Source organism: Shimia haliotis, assembly GCF_900114415.1.
Lineage (GTDB): Bacteria > Pseudomonadota > Alphaproteobacteria > Rhodobacterales > Rhodobacteraceae > Shimia > Shimia haliotis.
The window spans coordinates 42,699-59,384 of sequence record NZ_FOSZ01000007.1 but is presented as its reverse complement, the minus strand read 5'-3'; the positions used below and the strand labels follow the sequence as shown (position 1 = coordinate 59,384).

Here is a 16,686-nt window from a genome sequence, read left to right as displayed (position 1 = left end):
AAACTTCAGATTTTGTGACTATCCCGTAGTCTTAGTTGCGAGCTCAATTAAACATCCAACTCCTCCACAAACCGCGCGTTTTCCTGAATGTACTGATAGCGCTTCTCAGGCTTTTTACCCATCAGATCGCCGACCAGACCATCGGTCTCGCCCGGCTCGTCCTCGTCAATCGTGATGCGGATCAGCTTGCGGCTTGCGGGGTCCATCGTGGTCTCTTTCAGATCCTTGGCGTCCATTTCGCCAAGACCCTTGAAGCGGCTCACGTCGATTTTGCCTTTGCCGCCGAGACCTTTTTCAAGCCAGACGTCACGCTCGGCCTCATCCACGCAGTAGACGCGTTTGGCGCCTTGGGTCAGGCGGAAGAGCGGCGGGCAGGCCATGTAGAGGTGACCGGCGTCGATCATTGGGCGCATTTGGGTGTAGAAGAAGGTCATCAGGAGCGCGGCGATGTGGGCACCATCCACATCCGCGTCGGTCATGATGATGATCTTTTCATAGCGCAGATCGTCGACGTTGAATTTGGTGCCCAGCCCGACGCCAAGCGCTTGGGTCAGGTCGTTGATTTCCTGGTTTGAACCAAGCTTGGAGCTGGCCGCGCCCAGGACGTTGAGGATTTTACCGCGCAGGGGCAGGAGCGCTTGGGTTTTGCGGTTGCGGGCCATTTTGGCGGAGCCGCCCGCGGAGTCACCTTCCACGATGAACAGCTCGGTGCCCTCGCGGTTGGTGGCGGAACAATCCACCAGCTTGCCCGGTAGGCGCAGTTTCTTGGTGGCGGTTTTACGCGCGGTCTCTTTTTCCTGACGGCGGCGCAGGCGTTCTTCGGCGCGAAGGACAAGGAAGTCGAGAATGGCGCCCGCGGATTTGGTGTCAGCCGCCAGCCAGTTGTCGAAGTGGTCGCGCACGGAGTTTTCCACCATGCGCTGTGCCTCAACCGTGGCAAGACGGTCTTTGGTCTGGCCGACAAATTCCGGCTCGCGAATGAAGCAGCTGACCAGCGCGCCGGCGCCTGTGGTCAGGTCTTCGCGGGTGATGGTCGCGGCCTTTTTGTTGTTCACCAATTCGCCATAGGCCTTGATGCCCTTGAGGATCGCAGCCCAGAAACCGGCCTCATGCGTGCCGCCTTCGGGGGTGGGGACGGTGTTACAGTAAGATTGTATGAACCCGTCGCGCGAGGGGGTCCAGTTGATGGCCCATTCGACCTTGCCGGGGGCTTTGAATTTCTCAAAGGACACCGTGCCGCAGAAAGGGCTGTCGGCATAGGTGGTCGCGCCTGAAAGCGTTTCGTTGAGGTAATCGGCAAGGCCACCGGGGAAGTGGAACTTGGCCTCCATCGGGGTGTCGCCATCCACGATGGCGGTTTTCCAGCGGATTTCGACGCCTGAGAAGAGGTAGGCCTTGGAGCGCGCCATTTTGAAAAGACGGGCCGGTTTGAGTTTGAGCGAGCCGAAGATTTCGGGATCGGGGTGGAAGGTCACCGCCGTGCCGCGCCGGTTGGGGGCGGAGCCGATTTTCTCAAGCTTGCCCTGTGGCACACCGCGGGCAAATTCCATCGCAAAGAGTTCTTTGTTGCGTGCAACCTCGACACGCAAATGGTCAGACAGCGCGTTTACAACGGAGGAGCCCACACCGTGCAGACCGCCGGAAGTTTCATAGCTGTCGCCGGAGAATTTACCACCCGCGTTCAGCGTGCAGAAGATGATTTCCAGCGCGGACTTTTCCGGGTCTTTGGGGTGCGGATCGGTTGGGATGCCCCGCCCGTTGTCGCGCACTGACACATGGCCGTTTTCGTGCAGCTCGATCTCGATCCATGTGGCGTGGCCTGCGACGGCTTCGTCCATGGAGTTGTCGACAATTTCCGCCACCATATGGTGTAGCGCGCGGTCGTCCTTGCCGCCGATATACATGCCGGGGCGCAGGCGCACGTGCTCCATGTCTTCGAGGACTTGAATGGAAGAGGCGTCATATTGAGACGGTTTGCTATCGGCCAAAAGGTCGTTGGGCATTCGCGGGCTGCTCTTTTTTGTGTTGCTTGGGGCGCATTATGGCAGGGGATGCCGAAAGGGGGAAGTGCGAAGCGCGGTCAATTGGCGGGTTTCGCACGGGTCGTCCAGATCGCGCTCATACGATCACCGGTCATTGGTAGGGGAGTTTAGGGGCAGGGGGGAAATACGCATAGGGTGCAACGTTCATCATTCAGTTTGACGGTGCAAGTTTTGCGCGGGTTAAAGCAGAACTTTGATGCGACACAAGGCCATGAAATCCAATATTTTGTTGCGTTTTTGGCGCTGCTCAGCCAGCGTTTCAGACAGGGAATTGGAGATAGGAATTGACTATGGCGCGTGACGGTGCGCCGCCCAAGCAAGTGGTGCTCGTGGGCGGATCGGGTTTTGTGGGGAGCAATCTGGCATATGCCTTAGCGCAAAGTGGGGACTTCACGCCAATTGTACTGGATACAAATGACGAAAAATTAGCCCTGCGATTTGGAGGCAGGGGGAAGTGTGCATTTCGTCGCTGTGATGTGTTGACGGATGGCGCGGTGCTAGAGGCGGCGATTGAGGAGGCTGATATTGTCATCAATCTCGTGTCGCATGTTTTGCCCAAGACGTTTTTGGACAACCCTTTGGGTGTGATTGACGTGACGCTGCATGGATCGATGAATGTGATCAACGCGGCGGTCCGGCACAAGAAGCGGTTGATGCATTTTTCCACCAGCGAGGTTTACGGCAAGACCGGCGGCAGCGAGGCGCCTTTCTCGGAAGATCATAGCGACTGCACGCTGGGGCCTATTGACAACCACCGCTGGATTTACAGCACATCCAAACAGCTTTTGGACCGGATTATTCATGCGCATGGGCTGGCTGGTGATTTGGAGTATGCCATCGTGCGGCCCTTCAATTTTGTGGGCCCGTTGATGGATTGGCTGGATGAAGGCGACGGGGCAGAGGACGCCGAAGTGCCGCGGGTGTTTGCGAGCTTTATGAGTGCGTTGTTGCATGAGCGTGCGATGCAGCTGGTTGATGGTGGCAAAAGCCGGCGGTGCTTTACCTTTATTGACGATGCGACATCTGCGTTGATCCACATTTTGCGTGACCCCGAAGGCGCGCGAAACCAGATTTTCAATATTGGCAATCCGGGCAATGAAACCACCATTGCAGAATTGGCCGAGTTGATGCGCGGGATCTATGCGCAGGAAGCTGGAACCGGAAGGCCGATTGAGATCAAGGATGTGCCGGCGGAGCAGTTTTACGGCTCGGGCTATGAAGACTGTGATCGCCGGATGCCGGATATCGGGAAAATCACCGCGCTGGGCTGGCAGCCGCAGGTCGATTTGCAGGAAACCTTTGAGCGTTCGATGCGGTTTTGCGTCGACAATGCCTCGGCCCTTGGTGTTGCTGTGTCGCGAGAGGCGGTCTGAGAGCCATGCTGCGCAGGCTCCGGACCCGCCGCTTGGTGGCTTTGCGGTATGACCGAGAGATCGACTATGGGTCGCCCCAGCATTTCTATCATTTTGCTTGGGGATACCTGTTTCCGGCACTGTCGCTGGTGCGTGGGCGGCACCGGACACGCGAAACCTATGTGTTTGAGGATTGCGGTCCCAAAATGACGCCTCTTATCGAAGAGGTGGCAAAAGCGCTGGGTTTGAGCATTCAGGTGGTGGACAGAAGCCGACTGAGCGGTGCGGAAGACCTAAGGGTCCCGCGTTGGGATGTGCTGTGTCTGCACCGGTTTTGGACGGACATGCCGGAAAGCAGTGATCACCGGCTTGCCGCAGTGCGGGATGTGATCAGAGCCCGCCGACCAGAGCATTGGGCGTTGGTGAACGGGGCGGACATCGCCGGTGCATTTCAGCAGGATGTTCTGGCGCTTAGGCAATGGATGCTGGACGGGTTCTGCGATCCGGAGGCTGTGCCTTGGGACAGCTTTTTGGTGTTGCGACGCTCTGAGGAGCTGCCGTTTTACGGGCCCGAGGGGCACGCGGATATCAAGGGGTATGGGGTGGCGCGACGTGCCTTGAGCAATGTGGACGCCGCCGTGGCGGGGTTGGCAGAGCGCGGGGTCGCGGCATCGGCTTTTGAGTGTGGGGCACATGACTTGGCTGGGCAGGCTTTTGCTTTTGCGCGCAGCCGAGGGGTGGCGATGATCCGTGGGGCTGAGGTGGCAAATCTGATTTGGGCGCGTCCTGGCACACGGGTTTACATCCTGACACCGGAGATCATGCAGACGGTTCCCCCGCCGCATGAGGGCTTGGCCCGACTGATGGGGCTGCGGATTAAACAGGTTTTGGTCAGCGGTGATTTTCCCGCACTTTCCGCCGCAGACGTGGCGGAATTCTGGAAAGTGGGTGGCTGAGGTCGAAAGGGAGCATTCCCGTTCTCACCAAGAAAAACCCCCGAAAAACTTTTTCGGGGGTTTTCGAGGTAGGGCGGATTATTCGCCTTTTGCCAAGCTTTCAAATTGCAGGCCGATGGCCGTGCGGGGCTGGAAGCCTTTCCAGTAGCTGTGATCGTCCTTTAATGTGCCGTCTTCCTCGGCAGAGAACACGCCGTCTTTGGCGTTGGGAACGAGGTCCAGATAGGTCGCTTTTTCCGCGTCGGACTTGAGATGCAGATCCATAAAGGCCGTGGCGAAGTGCTGGGTGATGTTGTTCATCCGGTTGGTGTCCCAGACCGCATCGGCGTAGTGGTCAAAGGCCGGAAAATCGAGCACTTCGGACGGCTGCCAGCTTTCCAGTGGGGCAGGCATCGGAGCCGCTGCGTTGTGGTTGGCGTTTTCAAACGTCAGCAGGTGACGGTCGGTGCCGGTTGCGCCCGTGAAAATCTGGCGGATGGCGTCATAGACCGAAACATCGTCCACCGAGCCAGCCATCAGCAAAGTCGGCTTGCGCAGTCCAGCCAGTCCAGCGTCGTCCCAGAGGCCGTAGTTGCGCCCCCAAGGGCCGATGGCGATCATGGCTTTGACGCGTTCGTCCACAAGGGCTTCGTGGGTGTCGGTGCCAGCGACGTTGTGCACAAGCGCGCCTTTGGGTGGGGCGAAGGGCGACTGTTCCACACCCGCAACGAGGCCTGCGCCGCCAAAGATCAGCGCGCCATAGCCCCCCATGGAATAGCCGATAACGCCGGTTGTGGAAGCGTCGGTGATGGCGCCAATCGGGCCGTCCAGCGCTTGCATGCTGTCGATGACGAATTTCTGGTCAATCGGGCGGTTCAAAAGTGTCGAGCCGAAAGCAGCCTGATCGGAGTAGGTGCTGTCGGTGTGGTCGATAGAGGCAACCACGTAGCCCTTGGACGCGAGGTTTTCCCCCAAATGGCTGAGCAGGAACCGGTTGCCGGGATACCCATGCGAAATAACGATCAGCGGATAGGCTTCGCCAGAGGCAGGCTCTGCGTCGCGGGCAGCCATGCCGTGCAACGTGACCTCAACAGTGGGGTCGCGCAACGGCGCCGTATAGGTGCCGCCCGGTGCGGTGCCTTCGGCGGCCGGATACCAGATCTCGACAGTCAGATCACGGTTGTAGGTCGCCAGCGCATCTGCGGTAGAGTTGAGCACATCAATCTGGTCGGGATTGGAAAAGGTGCGGGTGGTCACACCCACCACATGGGCTCCAAACGCCGCCAGTTCAGGCGCGTCGGGGCGAATTTGGTCAATACGATTTTCAGCCAAAGCAGGTGTGGCCAGTGTCAGGGACACTATGGCAGCTCTCATCATGGTCATCAGACGTTCTCCTGTTGCATGGCGCAAAGTAGAAGCGAAAAAAACCGAAAATGCACCTTCCAGATACGAAAGTGACGCGGGGTCTGAATTTTTTCTCGTCTTTCCACCTCGGCGTTTTGAGCGCTGGATTTGCGCTGCATCAAGGCGGAAGTTCGCCGATTGGCGTACCCTTCTGGGCGAATTCAGGACGAGATTAAAAGGAGACGCGTATGGCTACAGAATCACAGGATCAGCAGAAGGCAAATGGTGGGTTGCAGAAGGGTCCAGGTGCTGCACCTTTGACGCCGTCAGCGCGGGCAAAAAAGCCGTCCAAGGAAGCCATTCGCAAGGCATTTGAGCGGGGCGAGTACCCCTATGATGTCAAACTGTCCCGTCGTGTATATGAACGCCAGAAAGCGGAAATTCAGGCCGAGCTTCTGAAAGTTCAACTTTGGGCTCAGGAAACGGGCCAAAAATTCGTGATGCTGTTTGAGGGACGTGATGCTGCGGGCAAAGGCGGCACAATTAAGCGGTTCACCGAACACCTGAACCCACGTGCGGCGCGTGTTGTGGCGCTGAACAAGCCGACCGAAGAAGAGTTGGGCCAGTGGTATTTCCAGCGGTATGTGAACCACCTGCCAACTGCGGGTGAGATGGTTCTGTATGACAGAAGCTGGTACAATCGAGCGGGCGTTGAGCGCGTCATGGGGTTCTGCGAGCCCGCCGAATACCTGGAGTTCATGCGTCAAACACCTGATTTTGAACGTATGCTCGTGCGGTCCGGCATCCGGATGTACAAATATTGGTTCTCGGTCACGCAGGACGAACAAAAGCGCCGTTTTGAAAGCCGCGAAACCGATCCGCTTAAACAGTGGAAGCTAAGCCCTATTGATAAGGCGTCGCTGGGCAAGTGGGATGATTACACCGAGGCCAAGGAAGCGATGTTCTTTTACACCGACACCGCAGATGCCCCTTGGACGGTGATCAAGTCTGATGACAAGAAGCGCGCGCGCCTGAATTGTATGCTGCACTTCCTCAATTCGCTGGATTATCCGGGCAAAGACGAAAAGATCGTTAAGGCACCCGATCCGTTGATTGTGAATGAAGCAAGCCATGTGATCCATCAGGCGGACCACATCCTTGGCACCGCGTTGCATCCGGATGCGCGTAGGGGCTAAGCGAAGGCCAAAAGGCCATTGGACAGTGAAAGCACCCGCCGCCCTTTGGGGTGGCGGGTTTTGTGTGCGGCTTTGAATCGGATCTCTCAGGCGATGTCCCTGAGTGCCAGTTGCAACGGGATCAGGTGTTGGAAGGCGTCCAGAGTGGCCCGCTCAAGGCCCTTCTCCGCAACCATTTGATCGGAGAGGTCAAACCACATGGTCATGGATTTGCGTTTGAGCAGCGCGCCGCGTGGATGGGTCTTGTCATAAGGTGCGGGGACGCGTTTGAGCTCTGCTTCGTCGATGCGGGCGCCTTTGGCTTTCAGGTCGGCGATGATCTCTGTCAGCTCGCCCCCTTTGGGACCATCCACCGCGTCGCGCCAAGCAGCGAGCCCCGCTTTGTCAAAGCCCATTATGCCTCCGCCCACCGACAGATAGTCGCGCCCGATGCCAAGAAACCAGCCCACGGGGGGTGTTGACCACAGCATGTGCAGGTGCAGATGGTAGGGGGTCTTGTCCTTGGAAAAGCGCACGTCACGCTGTGGGCGAAAGAGCTTAGCGGTCGGGCGCGCCTCAAACGCACGTTCAAGGTCTGCGCCAATTGTGTCCAGAAAACCCATGGCCGGAATGCGCAGTTCAGCGTCGTATCGGGCTTTGTTTGCAGAGAACCAGTCACGGGTGTTGTTTTCCGCTAACTCGTTGAGAAATGCGCGGGTTTCAAAGACTAGGTGGGAAAATTCCGAGGACATGGGATACCTGAAATTGGGGGTGTGAAAGGGCTTTGGTTTGGATATGGTGACAAAACGGAGAAGATCATTCAACTTCCAGAGGCCAATTGCGGCCTCACACCTTCGGACATAAGGCTTGATCATGAGCACAGCCATGAGCACCTCCGGGCACATCCGTGCCCTGCTGCGGATCGGTTTGCCGTTGATCGGCGGACACATTGCGCAATTTGGAATCGGTTTGACCGACACCATTATGCTGGGCTGGTATTCGGTCGAGGCGCTGGCCTCTGTGGTGATCGGTGGCAGTTTCTTTTTCGTGCTGTTTATTCTGGGCTCCGGTTTTGCCATTGCGGTGATGCCGCTGGTGGCAGAGGCGGATGCACAAGACGATCAGGTCATGCTGCGGCGGATCACCCGTATGGGGCTGTGGCTGTCGACGATTTTTGGTGTTCTGTTGCTGCCGATTTTCTTTTTGTCGGGCCCGATTTTGCTGGGTTTGCAGCAAACTCCGGAAGTGGCCGACTTGGCGCAAGTCTATTTGCGGGTGGCCGGATTTGGGCTGACACCGGCGCTTTTGGTGATGGTGCTCAAGAGCTATCTTGCCGCCTTGGAGCGGACGCGGGTTGTATTCTGGGTGACTGTGATTGCCGTACCGGTGAATGCGATCGTGAACTATGCCCTGATATTTGGCAATTGGGGCGCGCCGGAAATGGGCGTGCAGGGGGCCGCTGTGGCCTCGATCACGGTACAGTTCGTGTCCCTGATTGGCGTGATCATCTATGCAGTGCGGGCTTTGCCTGAACATGCGCTATTTAAGCGACTGTGGAAGCCGGACTGGGAGGTTTTTGCGCGAGTGTTCCGGTTGGGGCTGCCGATTGGCCTGACCAACCTTGCCGAAGTCAGCCTGTTTTCGGCGTCTTCCATCATGATGGGGTGGCTCGGTACCATCCAGTTGGCGGCACACGGGATTGCCCTGCAACTCGCAAGCCTTGCCTTCATGTTGCACCTTGGCCTGTCCAACGCGGCCACTGTGCGCGTAGGCAACGCCATGGGGCGGCGGGATGCCGACCATATGTCGCGCGGGGCCAAAGTGGCGATCGCGATGTCGATGAGCTTTGCCTTTGTGGCTACACTGGTTTTTGTGTTGTTCCCCGAACCTTTGTTGGGCGCGTTCATCCGGCCTGATGAAGTCGAGCGGGATGCCATTCTCGCTGCGGGTGTGACCCTGCTTTATATGGCAGCTTTGTTTCAGTTCGTGGACGGCGCTCAAATTTTGGCGCTGGGCTTGTTGCGCGGCTGTCAGGACACACGCGGGCCGATGGTCATTGCAGGCATTAGCTATTGGATGATCGGGGTCCCGAGCGCGTATGTTCTGGGCTTTGTTTTTGATCTCGGCGGAGTGGGAGTCTGGTTGGGACTGGTGACAGGGCTGACGGCTGCGGCGGTGCTGTTAATGTACCGTTTCTGGATCACGGACATGAACAGACTCCGCCTGAAGTTCGTGGGCTGACGCGCGCGGTTGCCTAACTTTAGGTGAGCCCTGCCAAAGAGCGCGTTTGCTGCCAGACCGCGTCTTCGAGTTGTACCGGATCCATGTCGGTTTTTCCTTGCCCCGGCATCCGTGCGCCTTCGTCTTGCGAAACCGCCTCCGCGAGTGTTGCGGCGCGCTCAAAGAAATCCGGAGCGTTCTCGGGGTCAATTAGCAGGTAGTACTGACCGAGGTCGTGTGGCGCACCTTCTGGGGCCTTCAAGGGTTTGACGTCCTGGCTGAGAACACTGCCGGTCAGACCAGCGGCCAAAAGTTCGGCCATGAGACCAAAGCCCCAGCCTTTGTAGCCACCCATGCTGACGAGTGAACCTCCAATTGCGGCTGCGGGATCTGTGGTTGGATTTCCCTCCGCGTCCAGCGCCCAGCCTTCTGGGATAGTGCGGCCTGCCGCCTTGGCCATAGTGATTTTACCCAGCGCAACCGTGGTGGTGGATTGGTCAAATTGCATGGCCAGCCCGCCTTTGCCGTCAGGCACCGAAAACGCAATCGGATTGGTGCCGATGATGCGGGATTTGCCGCCGGGCGGGGCCACGATGGGGGATGCGTTTGTAAGGCCGAGCCCGATCAGGCCCGAGCGGGCAATCTGTTCCGTGAAAAATCCCAGAGAGGTGCAGGTATGCGCGTGGCAGACCGCAAGGCTGGCGACGCCATTGGCGCGGGCGGCGGCCAGCGCGTCGGGCAGGCCCCGTGCGAATGCAGGCTGGGCAAAGCCGAATTTCGCGTCGACTGTGACCGTTGCAGGTTTGGGCTGCGCAACCTCGGGTTCCACCGCGCCCTTCACGCGCCCTGTGGTCAGCTGTTGGCAGTAGCTTTCAAGATAGTAGAGCCCGCAGATGCGGTTTCCGACGGCCTCGGCCTTGCGCACCGCGCGGGCAACTTCGGCAGCAATCCAAGGCACTGCACCGTGGCGTTCAAGTGCGGTTTGGGTGGTGCGTTCGATCTCGTCCAGAGAAACCTGTGGCATGCGCGAAGTCCTGTCAGCAAATTGGCGTTTCAACCACAGTCTGCGAAATTCGCACGTTTTGCCAGCGTTACTTGCCTTTCATCAGGCGGTCGGCTTTTTTCCGGACCAACACAGTGCGCAGGTCGTGCATGGCAAGCAACAGCGCATCTGTGATTTGCTCAAGCTGATCCGGCTCGGCCTTGGATTGCGCCCATTGTGCCGTGAGGTTCAGGTGGTCCACCGTGCGCAGAATGTCGTCGATGTCACGTTCTGCCAGAAGGGCGCGGCGTTCTTCCATCCACGCCTCGATCTCGGCGATATCATTCTTGGACAACTTGCGATCGCCGTTGGCTTTGATCTCGCCGTTTCTGATGTTGGCCACCGCAATCTGGTCCATCTCGATCCGGCGCTGCTGGTTTTGGGTGTCGATCCTGAACACCATCGCGCCATTGTCGCGCACGCGGAAGAAATACTCTGGAAGATCGCCACCCATTGCCCTGTTCCTCTTGGTCTTATGCGCTCAGTGTTTCGCAGAAGGCGCGGATACGGTCGCAGGCCTCGCTTAGAGCGTCGTCAGACGTAGCGTAGCTGACGCGGAAGTTTGGTGAAAGACCGAAGGCGGCCCCAAAGACAACGGCAACCCCATGCGTTTGCAGAAGCTGAGTGCAAAAGGTTTCGTCACTGTCGATTTCAACGCCTTCGGGGGTTTTCTTGCCGATCAGCCCCGCGATGGAAGGGTAGACGTAGAACGCGCCCTCGGGAACGGGGCAGGAAATGCCGTCGATTGCATTGAGTTTTTCCACCACCAGATTGCGGCGACGTACAAAGATCTCGTTGTGGGGCGCAAGGAAATCCTGCGTGCCATTGAGCGCCTCCAGCGCGGCGTGCTGGCTGACGGAGCAGGGATTGGACGTGGATTGCGACTGAATCTTACGCATAGCTGCGATCAATTCGACGGGACCGCCGGCGTAGCCGATGCGCCAGCCGGTCATGGCATAGGCTTTAGAGACGCCGTTGCAGGTCAGGGTGCGCTCATACAGTTGCGGTTCGACCTCGGCGGGGGTGCAGAATTCGAAATCGTCATAGGCAAGATGTTCGTACATGTCGTCCGTCATTACCCAGACATGTGGATGGCGCAGAAGAACATCTGTGATTTCCTTGAGTTCGTCTCGCGAATAGCCCGCGCCGGTCGGGTTGGAGGGTGAGTTGAAGATCAGCCATTTGGTGTTGGGTGTGATCGCGGCCTCCAGTTGATCCGCCGTCAGTTTGAAATTGGTTTGGAGCGAGGTCTCGACAATCACCGGCTCGCCGCCCGCGAGGAGAACCATATCGGGGTAGGAGACCCAATAAGGGGCGGGGATGATGACCTCGTCACCCGGGTTCATGGTGGCCATGAGGGCGTTATAGAGCGTTTGTTTGCCGCCTGAGTTCACGGTGATCTGGGCGGGGGAATAGTCAAGGCCGTTGTCGCGCTTGAACTTGGCGCAGATGGCTTCCTTGAGTTCGTGGATGCCGTCGGGTGCGGTGTAGCGGGTTTTGCCAGCGTCGATGGCGGCCTTGCCGGCCTCGCGGATGTTCTCCGGCGTGTCAAAGTCAGGCTCTCCGGCGCCAAGCGCGATGATGTCCTTGCCCTGTGCGCGCAGCTCTGCTGCCAAGGTGGTCACGGCGATGGTCGGCGAGGGTTTCACACGGGACAGCGTCTTGGACAGAAAGGACATATCGGACCTCGTTTGTAATCGGTTGACCCATGTCTTAGGGTGCGCGCAACCACCGATCAAGAACGATTGCCTGGAGGGCACCAAATGACGCAAGACGCACCTGAGATGAGCCAGGAGGAAGACTGGTACACAGAGGACGTCGCGACCTTTGGCGACCGACTTTATGCGGCGCGCGAAGCGGCAGGGATGAAGCGGGGCACGCTGGCCAAACGGCTTGGCGTCAAAAAGTCGACAATTGCCGCGTGGGAAGAAGATTTGAGCGAACCAAGGGCCAACCGGCTGTCGATGCTGGCGGGTGTTCTGAATGTGTCGATCCGCTGGTTGTTGATGGGCGAAGGCGACGGTTTGGAAGCGCCGCAAGAAGACTCGGACGTGACCGATCCCGATCTGCTTGCGATCTTTAACCAGATTCGCGATATCCGCGCACGGATGAAGGCGGATTTGGACCGGCTTGCGAAGCTGGAAAAAGTGCTGCGCAAGAAACTCTGAGAAGGCGACGATGATGACCGAAACCCGTGAACACCGTCTGAAGCGGATGAAGATGCGCGCAATGCGGCGTGGCATCAAGGAGATGGACATTATCCTTGAGCGCTATGCGGATGACAATCTGGCACAGATGGATGATTCTGAGCTGGATTTGTTTGACGCGCTGTTGTTGGAGAACGATCAGGATTTGTATCAGTGGGTCACTGGGCAACAACCCGCTCCTGAAAGGTTTGCTCGGCTGATATCCGCCATCTCTGTCGCCATTAGTGGGCAAAACTGAGCCCATTTCGTCAGGGATTTGAGGTGACTTAACGACTTGTTCGCGAATTTCCGTCAAATTGGCCGCAATGCAAGATGACGGAGACTAGGATGAGTTTTCATTCGAACATGGAGAGCGGCTCTAACGAGGCGTTCATGACCGAGTACCTTGACTCGCTCGCACTGGTGGAGCGCCTGCACCGCCTTCTGCTTGACGTGATCAAGGATGAATTTGAACGCGTCGGCGTTCTGGAAATCAACGCTGTTCAGGCGCTGCTGTTGTTTAACATCGGCGACAACGAAGTAACCGCGGGCGAGTTGAAGTCGCGCGGCTACTATCAGGGCTCCAACGTGAGTTATAACCTGAAAAAACTGGTTGAGACCGGCTATATGCACCATCAGCGTTGCGAGATTGATCGCCGTTCTGTGCGGGTGCGTCTGACCGAAAAGGGCCGCGATATCCGCGACATCGTCGCTTCGCTGTTCCTGCGCCATGCCGAAGGTTTGAAATCCAAAGGTGTGCTGGGTGAGAACGGGTTCACCGAGATCACGCACTCGTTGCGCCGGATGGAGCGGTACTGGACCGACCAGATCCGCTATATCTACTGACTGAGCTCGCAGGTGCTGCGCGCGGTTTCTGGTAATCGCGCCATTTTGGTGCCCGGTTTGAAAACGCACCTGACAGGGGCGTCGTGCAGCGACTGCCTCTGTTTTGGTGCCTCTGGCATGGTCGTGTTTACTATGGCTTAGTCAGGGGCGCGGTGTCTCAAGCTGCCCCAGAATGGCAACGCCAAGTTCGCGTTCCAGTTTCCGTCGCATGGCCCGCTCAAAGTCTTCAAACCCTTTGGCGACTTCGACAAAAGCGCCGGGGCCTTTGATCAGTTCACTGCGATAATAGTCTGCGATGTCACCGGGTTTTGCGGACAGATCAGCGGCCTTGGCACCATATGTTTCGATGGCAAGGCCGTTCACGATCACGTTGTCTAATTCAAAAAGCTTATAGACGCGCTTGGCGGTGACGCCGTCATTGTTTGCACCATCACCGCTGACGTCCAGAACATAGGAGTCACAGCGAGGCGCGCGCGCAAACTGCGCGGTGGCAAATATGACGGCATGTCCAATCGCGGTCGGAAATTCCGAGGTTTGGCGTTTGGAAAGGCCAAGCCGTGCCGCGCTTTGATGCAGTGTCTGGGCGGTCTCGATGAGGGTCCAGTCCAGCAGGGTGTCTTGTTTGTTGATACCGCTCCATTCAAACACGGCGAGAGCTACGGGCTTGGGAGAACTGAGAAAGGCGGCTTGAACATTGGGGGCTGTTAGAGCTGCGGCCAGCCCGAGGCGCTGAAGGTTGTCTTCGTCCTCATCAACGGAGGAGGAGACATCCAATGCCAGCAAGAGCGCAAGGCGACAGTCGGCGGTCCGCGCCGCGGGGGCGGCGAGAACCAAAGTTAGAGCGGCGACCAGAGCCGCGCGGATCACCAGTGACCGGTGCTCTCCATGCTGGCCCATGGCTCAGCCGGAGGCAGGGCATCACCCTGCTGCAGCAGCTCGATTGAAATGTTGTCAGGTGAGCGCACAAAAGCCATACGGCCGTCGCGCGGCGGTCGGTTGATGGTGACGCCGTTGTCCATCAGGTGCTGGCACATTTCGTAGATGTTGCCGACCTCATAGGCGAGGTGCCCGAAATGACGGCTATCTGAGGGCAGGCCGTCGTCGCCATCCCAGTTGTAGGTGAGTTCCAGCGGTGCATCGTGATCACCATCCGCCGCGAGATAAACAAGCGTAAATCGCGCCTCTTCGACGGTGTAGCGTTTGATCTCCTTGAGGCCGAACAAAGCGTAGAAGGCCATCGAGGCATCAAGATCCGCGACACGCACCATGGTGTGCAGGTATTTAACGTGCATTTCAGTTTTCCTTGTTGAACTGCCCACAGGAAACACCAGTGGCTGCGGCAATGCTAGGGGCTACGGCGACGGATAAGAGAAAATTTGCTCCTCGGATTAAATCCGCCGACCAGCGATTGTGGCCAAGCCATTGTTTGCACGGGTGGGACCACAAGATATAGTCGCGCTATTCAGAGGCGCAGACCGCGGCAGAATCGCTCCGTTTGGTGGATTTGGCGGCAAAATAGGCAGGGCAGACGGTGCAGCAGTATCATGACGGGTTAAAAACCATTCTGGAGCACGGTGAAGATACCGGTGATCGCACAGGTACCGGAACGCGCTCTTATTTCGGGATGCAAATGCGGTACCGACATGCGGATGGCTTTCCGCTTGTGACCACCAAAAAGTTGCACTTGAAGTCGATCATCCACGAACTTTTGTGGTTTCTGGATGGCGATACAAACATCAAATATTTGCAGGATAACGGTGTTCGTATCTGGGATGAGTGGGCTGATGACAACGGCGAACTGGGGCCGGTCTATGGTCATCAATGGCGCCATTTTCCCGCGCTGGAGCCTGCGGGCGAGGCCGAGGATGGCACATCGATTTATACCAAGCACACGGTTGATCAGATTGTTGATCTGGTCGACATGATCAAAACCAATCCGGACAGCCGCCGAATGATCGTGACCGCGTGGAACCCGGGGGATGTGCCGGACATGGCGCTGCCTCCTTGCCATACGATGTGGCAGGTCAAGGTGCTGAACGGCAAACTGCATTTGCAGCTTTATCAACGCTCGGCCGACATGTTCCTTGGTGTGCCGTTCAACATCGCATCTTATGCGTTGTTGCAGGTGATGCTGGCGCACGTGACGGGGTATGAGCCTGGCGATTTTGTGCATTCAATCGGGGACGCGCATATTTATGCTGACCACATGGAGCAGGTGGCCCTGCAGCTGTCGCGCACACCCAAGACGTTGCCGACACTAAAGATCAACCGCAAGGTGGACTCGCTTTTTGATTTTAAGTTCGAGGATTTTGAGTTTGAGGGCTACAACCCTGATCCGACGATCAAGGCAAAGGTTTCGGTGTAAGCGATGATCACTTTGGTTGTGGGCCGCGCGAAGAATGGGGCGATTGGCCGGGATGGTGATATTCCTTGGTTTATCCCCGAAGATCTGGCCACGTTTCAGCGTGAAACGCTGGGCGGGGCGATTGTTATGGGGCGGCACACTTGGGACAGCCTGCCCAAAAAGCCGCTGCCGCGGCGGTTCAATATTGTCGTGAGTTCCCAAAGCGATGCGGCGGAAGTCGTGGTCGAGTCCGTGGATGCGGCCATCGCACGGGCGCGCGAGGAAGGGTATGACCGGATCTATGGCATTGGCGGCGCGGGGATTTACCGAGAGATGATGACCCTTGCCGACCGGATGTTGATCACCGATGTGGACATGGTGATCGAAGATGCGGATACGTTTTTTCCCGAGTTCGATCCGGCGCAATGGGTATTGCATCAGGAGCGGGTTCTTAAAGAGGCAAGCCCTGCCTGTATGGTGCGGGAATACCTCAGAAAATCCGGTTCCTGAGCAGGTGGTCGAAACACATTGTTTCCAAAAGGGAATTTGACAGTTTCCGGCTCTGCGACGTAGTCTTAATTTTGACTTAATTGTATTTCAGCAGCCGGAGCGAGTGCCCGATGAAACGATTTTTTGCCCTGACACTGGCCGCCACTCTGGCCACCTCGGCGCCTTTGATGGCGCAGACATGGAGCAGCAATGCGCCAAACGTCGGTCCTGTAAACAAACCTGAGGGGTTGATGGTGCATCCCTATCCGGCAAGTGCAAATCACTGCCCGCAGGGGCTGCAACCAATCACCATGGGTGGCGTGATCTGTTGCGGCGAGCCGACGACCAGCGAGACATATTATAACCGTGCTGGTGGCACGCGTCATAGTACCGCGATGAGCTGTCCCGCCGGTCAAAAGGGGTGTAGCTAAGATCGCAGGGCGGGGCGCCTACGCGCCCCTGATCCCCTTAGATTACAGAAGCTTGAGTTCGCCGGCCATGTCGCGGCCGTCACGGCCTTGGGTCATTTCGAACTCGACTTTCTGATTGTCCGCCAGCCCTTTCAGGCCTGAGCGCTCGACAACAGAAATATGGACAAATACGTCCTTGCCGCCTTCTTCCGGTTCAATAAATCCAAATCCCTTGGTGGTGTTAAACCATTTTACGGTACCGCGTGGCATACCGTTCTCCTTTATTACTCTCGTACAATCC

The 16,686-nt window shown here is 57.5% G+C and carries 19 protein-coding genes; 10 read left to right on the top strand and 9 right to left on the bottom strand.

Annotated features, from left to right (window positions below; translation table 11 throughout):
- Positions 1 to 47: 47 nt before the first annotated feature.
- Positions 48 to 2,003 (bottom strand): DNA topoisomerase IV subunit B, encoded by a 1,956-nt coding sequence (parE, locus tag BM069_RS15570; RefSeq protein WP_093325091.1) that lies wholly within the window; start codon positions 2,001 to 2,003, stop codon positions 48 to 50.
- A 329-nt stretch (positions 2,004 to 2,332) separates the two neighbouring features.
- Here parE and BM069_RS15565 point away from each other — a divergent pair, with 329 nt between their 5' ends.
- Positions 2,333 to 3,415, top strand: coding sequence for an NAD-dependent epimerase/dehydratase family protein (locus BM069_RS15565; RefSeq protein ID WP_093325089.1), 1,083 nt, complete (start codon positions 2,333 to 2,335; stop codon positions 3,413 to 3,415).
- A gap of 5 nt (positions 3,416 to 3,420) precedes the next feature.
- Positions 3,421 to 4,350 carry a glycosyltransferase family 61 protein gene (locus BM069_RS15560; protein WP_093325088.1) on the top strand — a complete coding sequence of 310 codons (930 nt, stop codon included), beginning with the start codon at positions 3,421 to 3,423 and terminating at the stop codon, positions 4,348 to 4,350.
- A gap of 78 nt (positions 4,351 to 4,428) precedes the next feature.
- Here BM069_RS15560 and BM069_RS15555 read toward each other — a convergent pair whose 3' ends face one another.
- Positions 4,429 to 5,712 carry an alpha/beta hydrolase family protein gene (locus BM069_RS15555; RefSeq protein ID WP_093325086.1) on the bottom strand — a complete coding sequence of 428 codons (1,284 nt, stop codon included), beginning with the start codon at positions 5,710 to 5,712 and terminating at the stop codon, positions 4,429 to 4,431.
- A 209-nt stretch (positions 5,713 to 5,921) separates the two neighbouring features.
- Here BM069_RS15555 and ppk2 point away from each other — a divergent pair, with 209 nt between their 5' ends.
- The gene (gene ppk2 / locus BM069_RS15550) at positions 5,922 to 6,869 is read left to right on the top strand and encodes a polyphosphate kinase 2 (protein WP_093325084.1); all 948 of its coding nucleotides are present in this window, start codon (positions 5,922 to 5,924) and stop codon (positions 6,867 to 6,869) included.
- Between the two features lie 86 nt (positions 6,870 to 6,955).
- On the opposite strand, the gene BM069_RS15545 is transcribed toward ppk2, so the two are convergent.
- Positions 6,956 to 7,600 (bottom strand): DUF2461 domain-containing protein, encoded by a 645-nt coding sequence (locus BM069_RS15545; protein ID WP_212611550.1) that lies wholly within the window; start codon positions 7,598 to 7,600, stop codon positions 6,956 to 6,958.
- A 121-nt stretch (positions 7,601 to 7,721) separates the two neighbouring features.
- On the opposite strand from BM069_RS15545, the gene BM069_RS15540 reads away from it, so the two are divergent.
- Entirely contained in the window at positions 7,722 to 9,089 is a 1,368-nt protein-coding gene (locus BM069_RS15540) for an MATE family efflux transporter (protein WP_093325081.1), read from the top strand.
- Between the two features lie 19 nt (positions 9,090 to 9,108).
- On the opposite strand, the gene BM069_RS15535 is transcribed toward BM069_RS15540, so the two are convergent.
- The 3 genes from BM069_RS15535 to BM069_RS15525 all read right to left on the bottom strand — a co-directional run bounded on the left by BM069_RS15535 (position 9,109) and on the right by BM069_RS15525 (position 11,789).
- Positions 9,109 to 10,092, bottom strand: a complete 984-nt coding sequence (locus BM069_RS15535; protein ID WP_093325080.1) for an Ldh family oxidoreductase — start codon at positions 10,090 to 10,092, stop codon at positions 9,109 to 9,111.
- A 67-nt stretch (positions 10,093 to 10,159) separates the two neighbouring features.
- Positions 10,160 to 10,564, bottom strand: a complete 405-nt coding sequence (locus BM069_RS15530) for a hypothetical protein (protein WP_093325078.1) — start codon at positions 10,562 to 10,564, stop codon at positions 10,160 to 10,162.
- A 19-nt stretch (positions 10,565 to 10,583) separates the two neighbouring features.
- A complete protein-coding gene (locus BM069_RS15525; protein WP_093325076.1) occupies positions 10,584 to 11,789 on the bottom strand; it encodes a pyridoxal phosphate-dependent aminotransferase in 1,206 nt (401 codons plus the stop codon).
- 84 nt (positions 11,790 to 11,873) lie between these two features.
- Here BM069_RS15525 and BM069_RS15520 point away from each other — a divergent pair, with 84 nt between their 5' ends.
- The 3 genes from BM069_RS15520 to BM069_RS15510 all read left to right on the top strand — a co-directional run bounded on the left by BM069_RS15520 (position 11,874) and on the right by BM069_RS15510 (position 13,142).
- Positions 11,874 to 12,278, top strand: a complete 405-nt coding sequence (locus BM069_RS15520) for a helix-turn-helix domain-containing protein (RefSeq protein ID WP_244503640.1) — start codon at positions 11,874 to 11,876, stop codon at positions 12,276 to 12,278.
- 13 nt (positions 12,279 to 12,291) lie between these two features.
- Complete coding sequence (locus BM069_RS15515; protein WP_093325270.1) at positions 12,292 to 12,555, top strand: succinate dehydrogenase assembly factor 2; 264 nt, start codon at positions 12,292 to 12,294, stop codon at positions 12,553 to 12,555.
- A gap of 89 nt (positions 12,556 to 12,644) precedes the next feature.
- Positions 12,645 to 13,142: a MarR family winged helix-turn-helix transcriptional regulator gene (locus tag BM069_RS15510; protein ID WP_093325074.1), complete on the top strand. Its 498-nt coding sequence runs from the start codon at positions 12,645 to 12,647 to the stop codon at positions 13,140 to 13,142.
- 141 nt (positions 13,143 to 13,283) lie between these two features.
- On the opposite strand, the gene BM069_RS15505 is transcribed toward BM069_RS15510, so the two are convergent.
- Positions 13,284 to 14,039 (bottom strand): DUF1194 domain-containing protein, encoded by a 756-nt coding sequence (locus tag BM069_RS15505; protein ID WP_093325073.1) that lies wholly within the window; start codon positions 14,037 to 14,039, stop codon positions 13,284 to 13,286.
- The gene (locus BM069_RS15500) at positions 14,006 to 14,434 is read right to left on the bottom strand and encodes a VOC family protein (protein ID WP_093325071.1); all 429 of its coding nucleotides are present in this window, start codon (positions 14,432 to 14,434) and stop codon (positions 14,006 to 14,008) included. Before BM069_RS15500 ends, BM069_RS15505 begins: the two co-directional genes overlap by 34 nt.
- Positions 14,435 to 14,673: 239 nt before the next feature.
- On the opposite strand from BM069_RS15500, the gene BM069_RS15495 reads away from it, so the two are divergent.
- The 3 genes from BM069_RS15495 (at position 14,674) to BM069_RS15485 (ending at position 16,406) form a co-directional block, all read left to right on the top strand.
- On the top strand, positions 14,674 to 15,507 hold the full coding sequence (locus BM069_RS15495; RefSeq protein ID WP_093325069.1) for a thymidylate synthase: 834 nt from the start codon (positions 14,674 to 14,676) through the stop codon (positions 15,505 to 15,507).
- 3 nt (positions 15,508 to 15,510) lie between these two features.
- Entirely contained in the window at positions 15,511 to 15,996 is a 486-nt protein-coding gene (locus BM069_RS15490; protein ID WP_093325068.1) for a dihydrofolate reductase, read from the top strand.
- Between the two features lie 110 nt (positions 15,997 to 16,106).
- The gene (locus tag BM069_RS15485; protein ID WP_093325066.1) at positions 16,107 to 16,406 is read left to right on the top strand and encodes a hypothetical protein; all 300 of its coding nucleotides are present in this window, start codon (positions 16,107 to 16,109) and stop codon (positions 16,404 to 16,406) included.
- Between the two features lie 42 nt (positions 16,407 to 16,448).
- Here the strand turns inward: BM069_RS15485 and BM069_RS15480 are convergent, their stop codons facing one another.
- A complete protein-coding gene (locus tag BM069_RS15480) occupies positions 16,449 to 16,655 on the bottom strand; it encodes a cold-shock protein (protein ID WP_093325065.1) in 207 nt (68 codons plus the stop codon).
- Positions 16,656 to 16,686 lie beyond the last annotated feature (31 nt).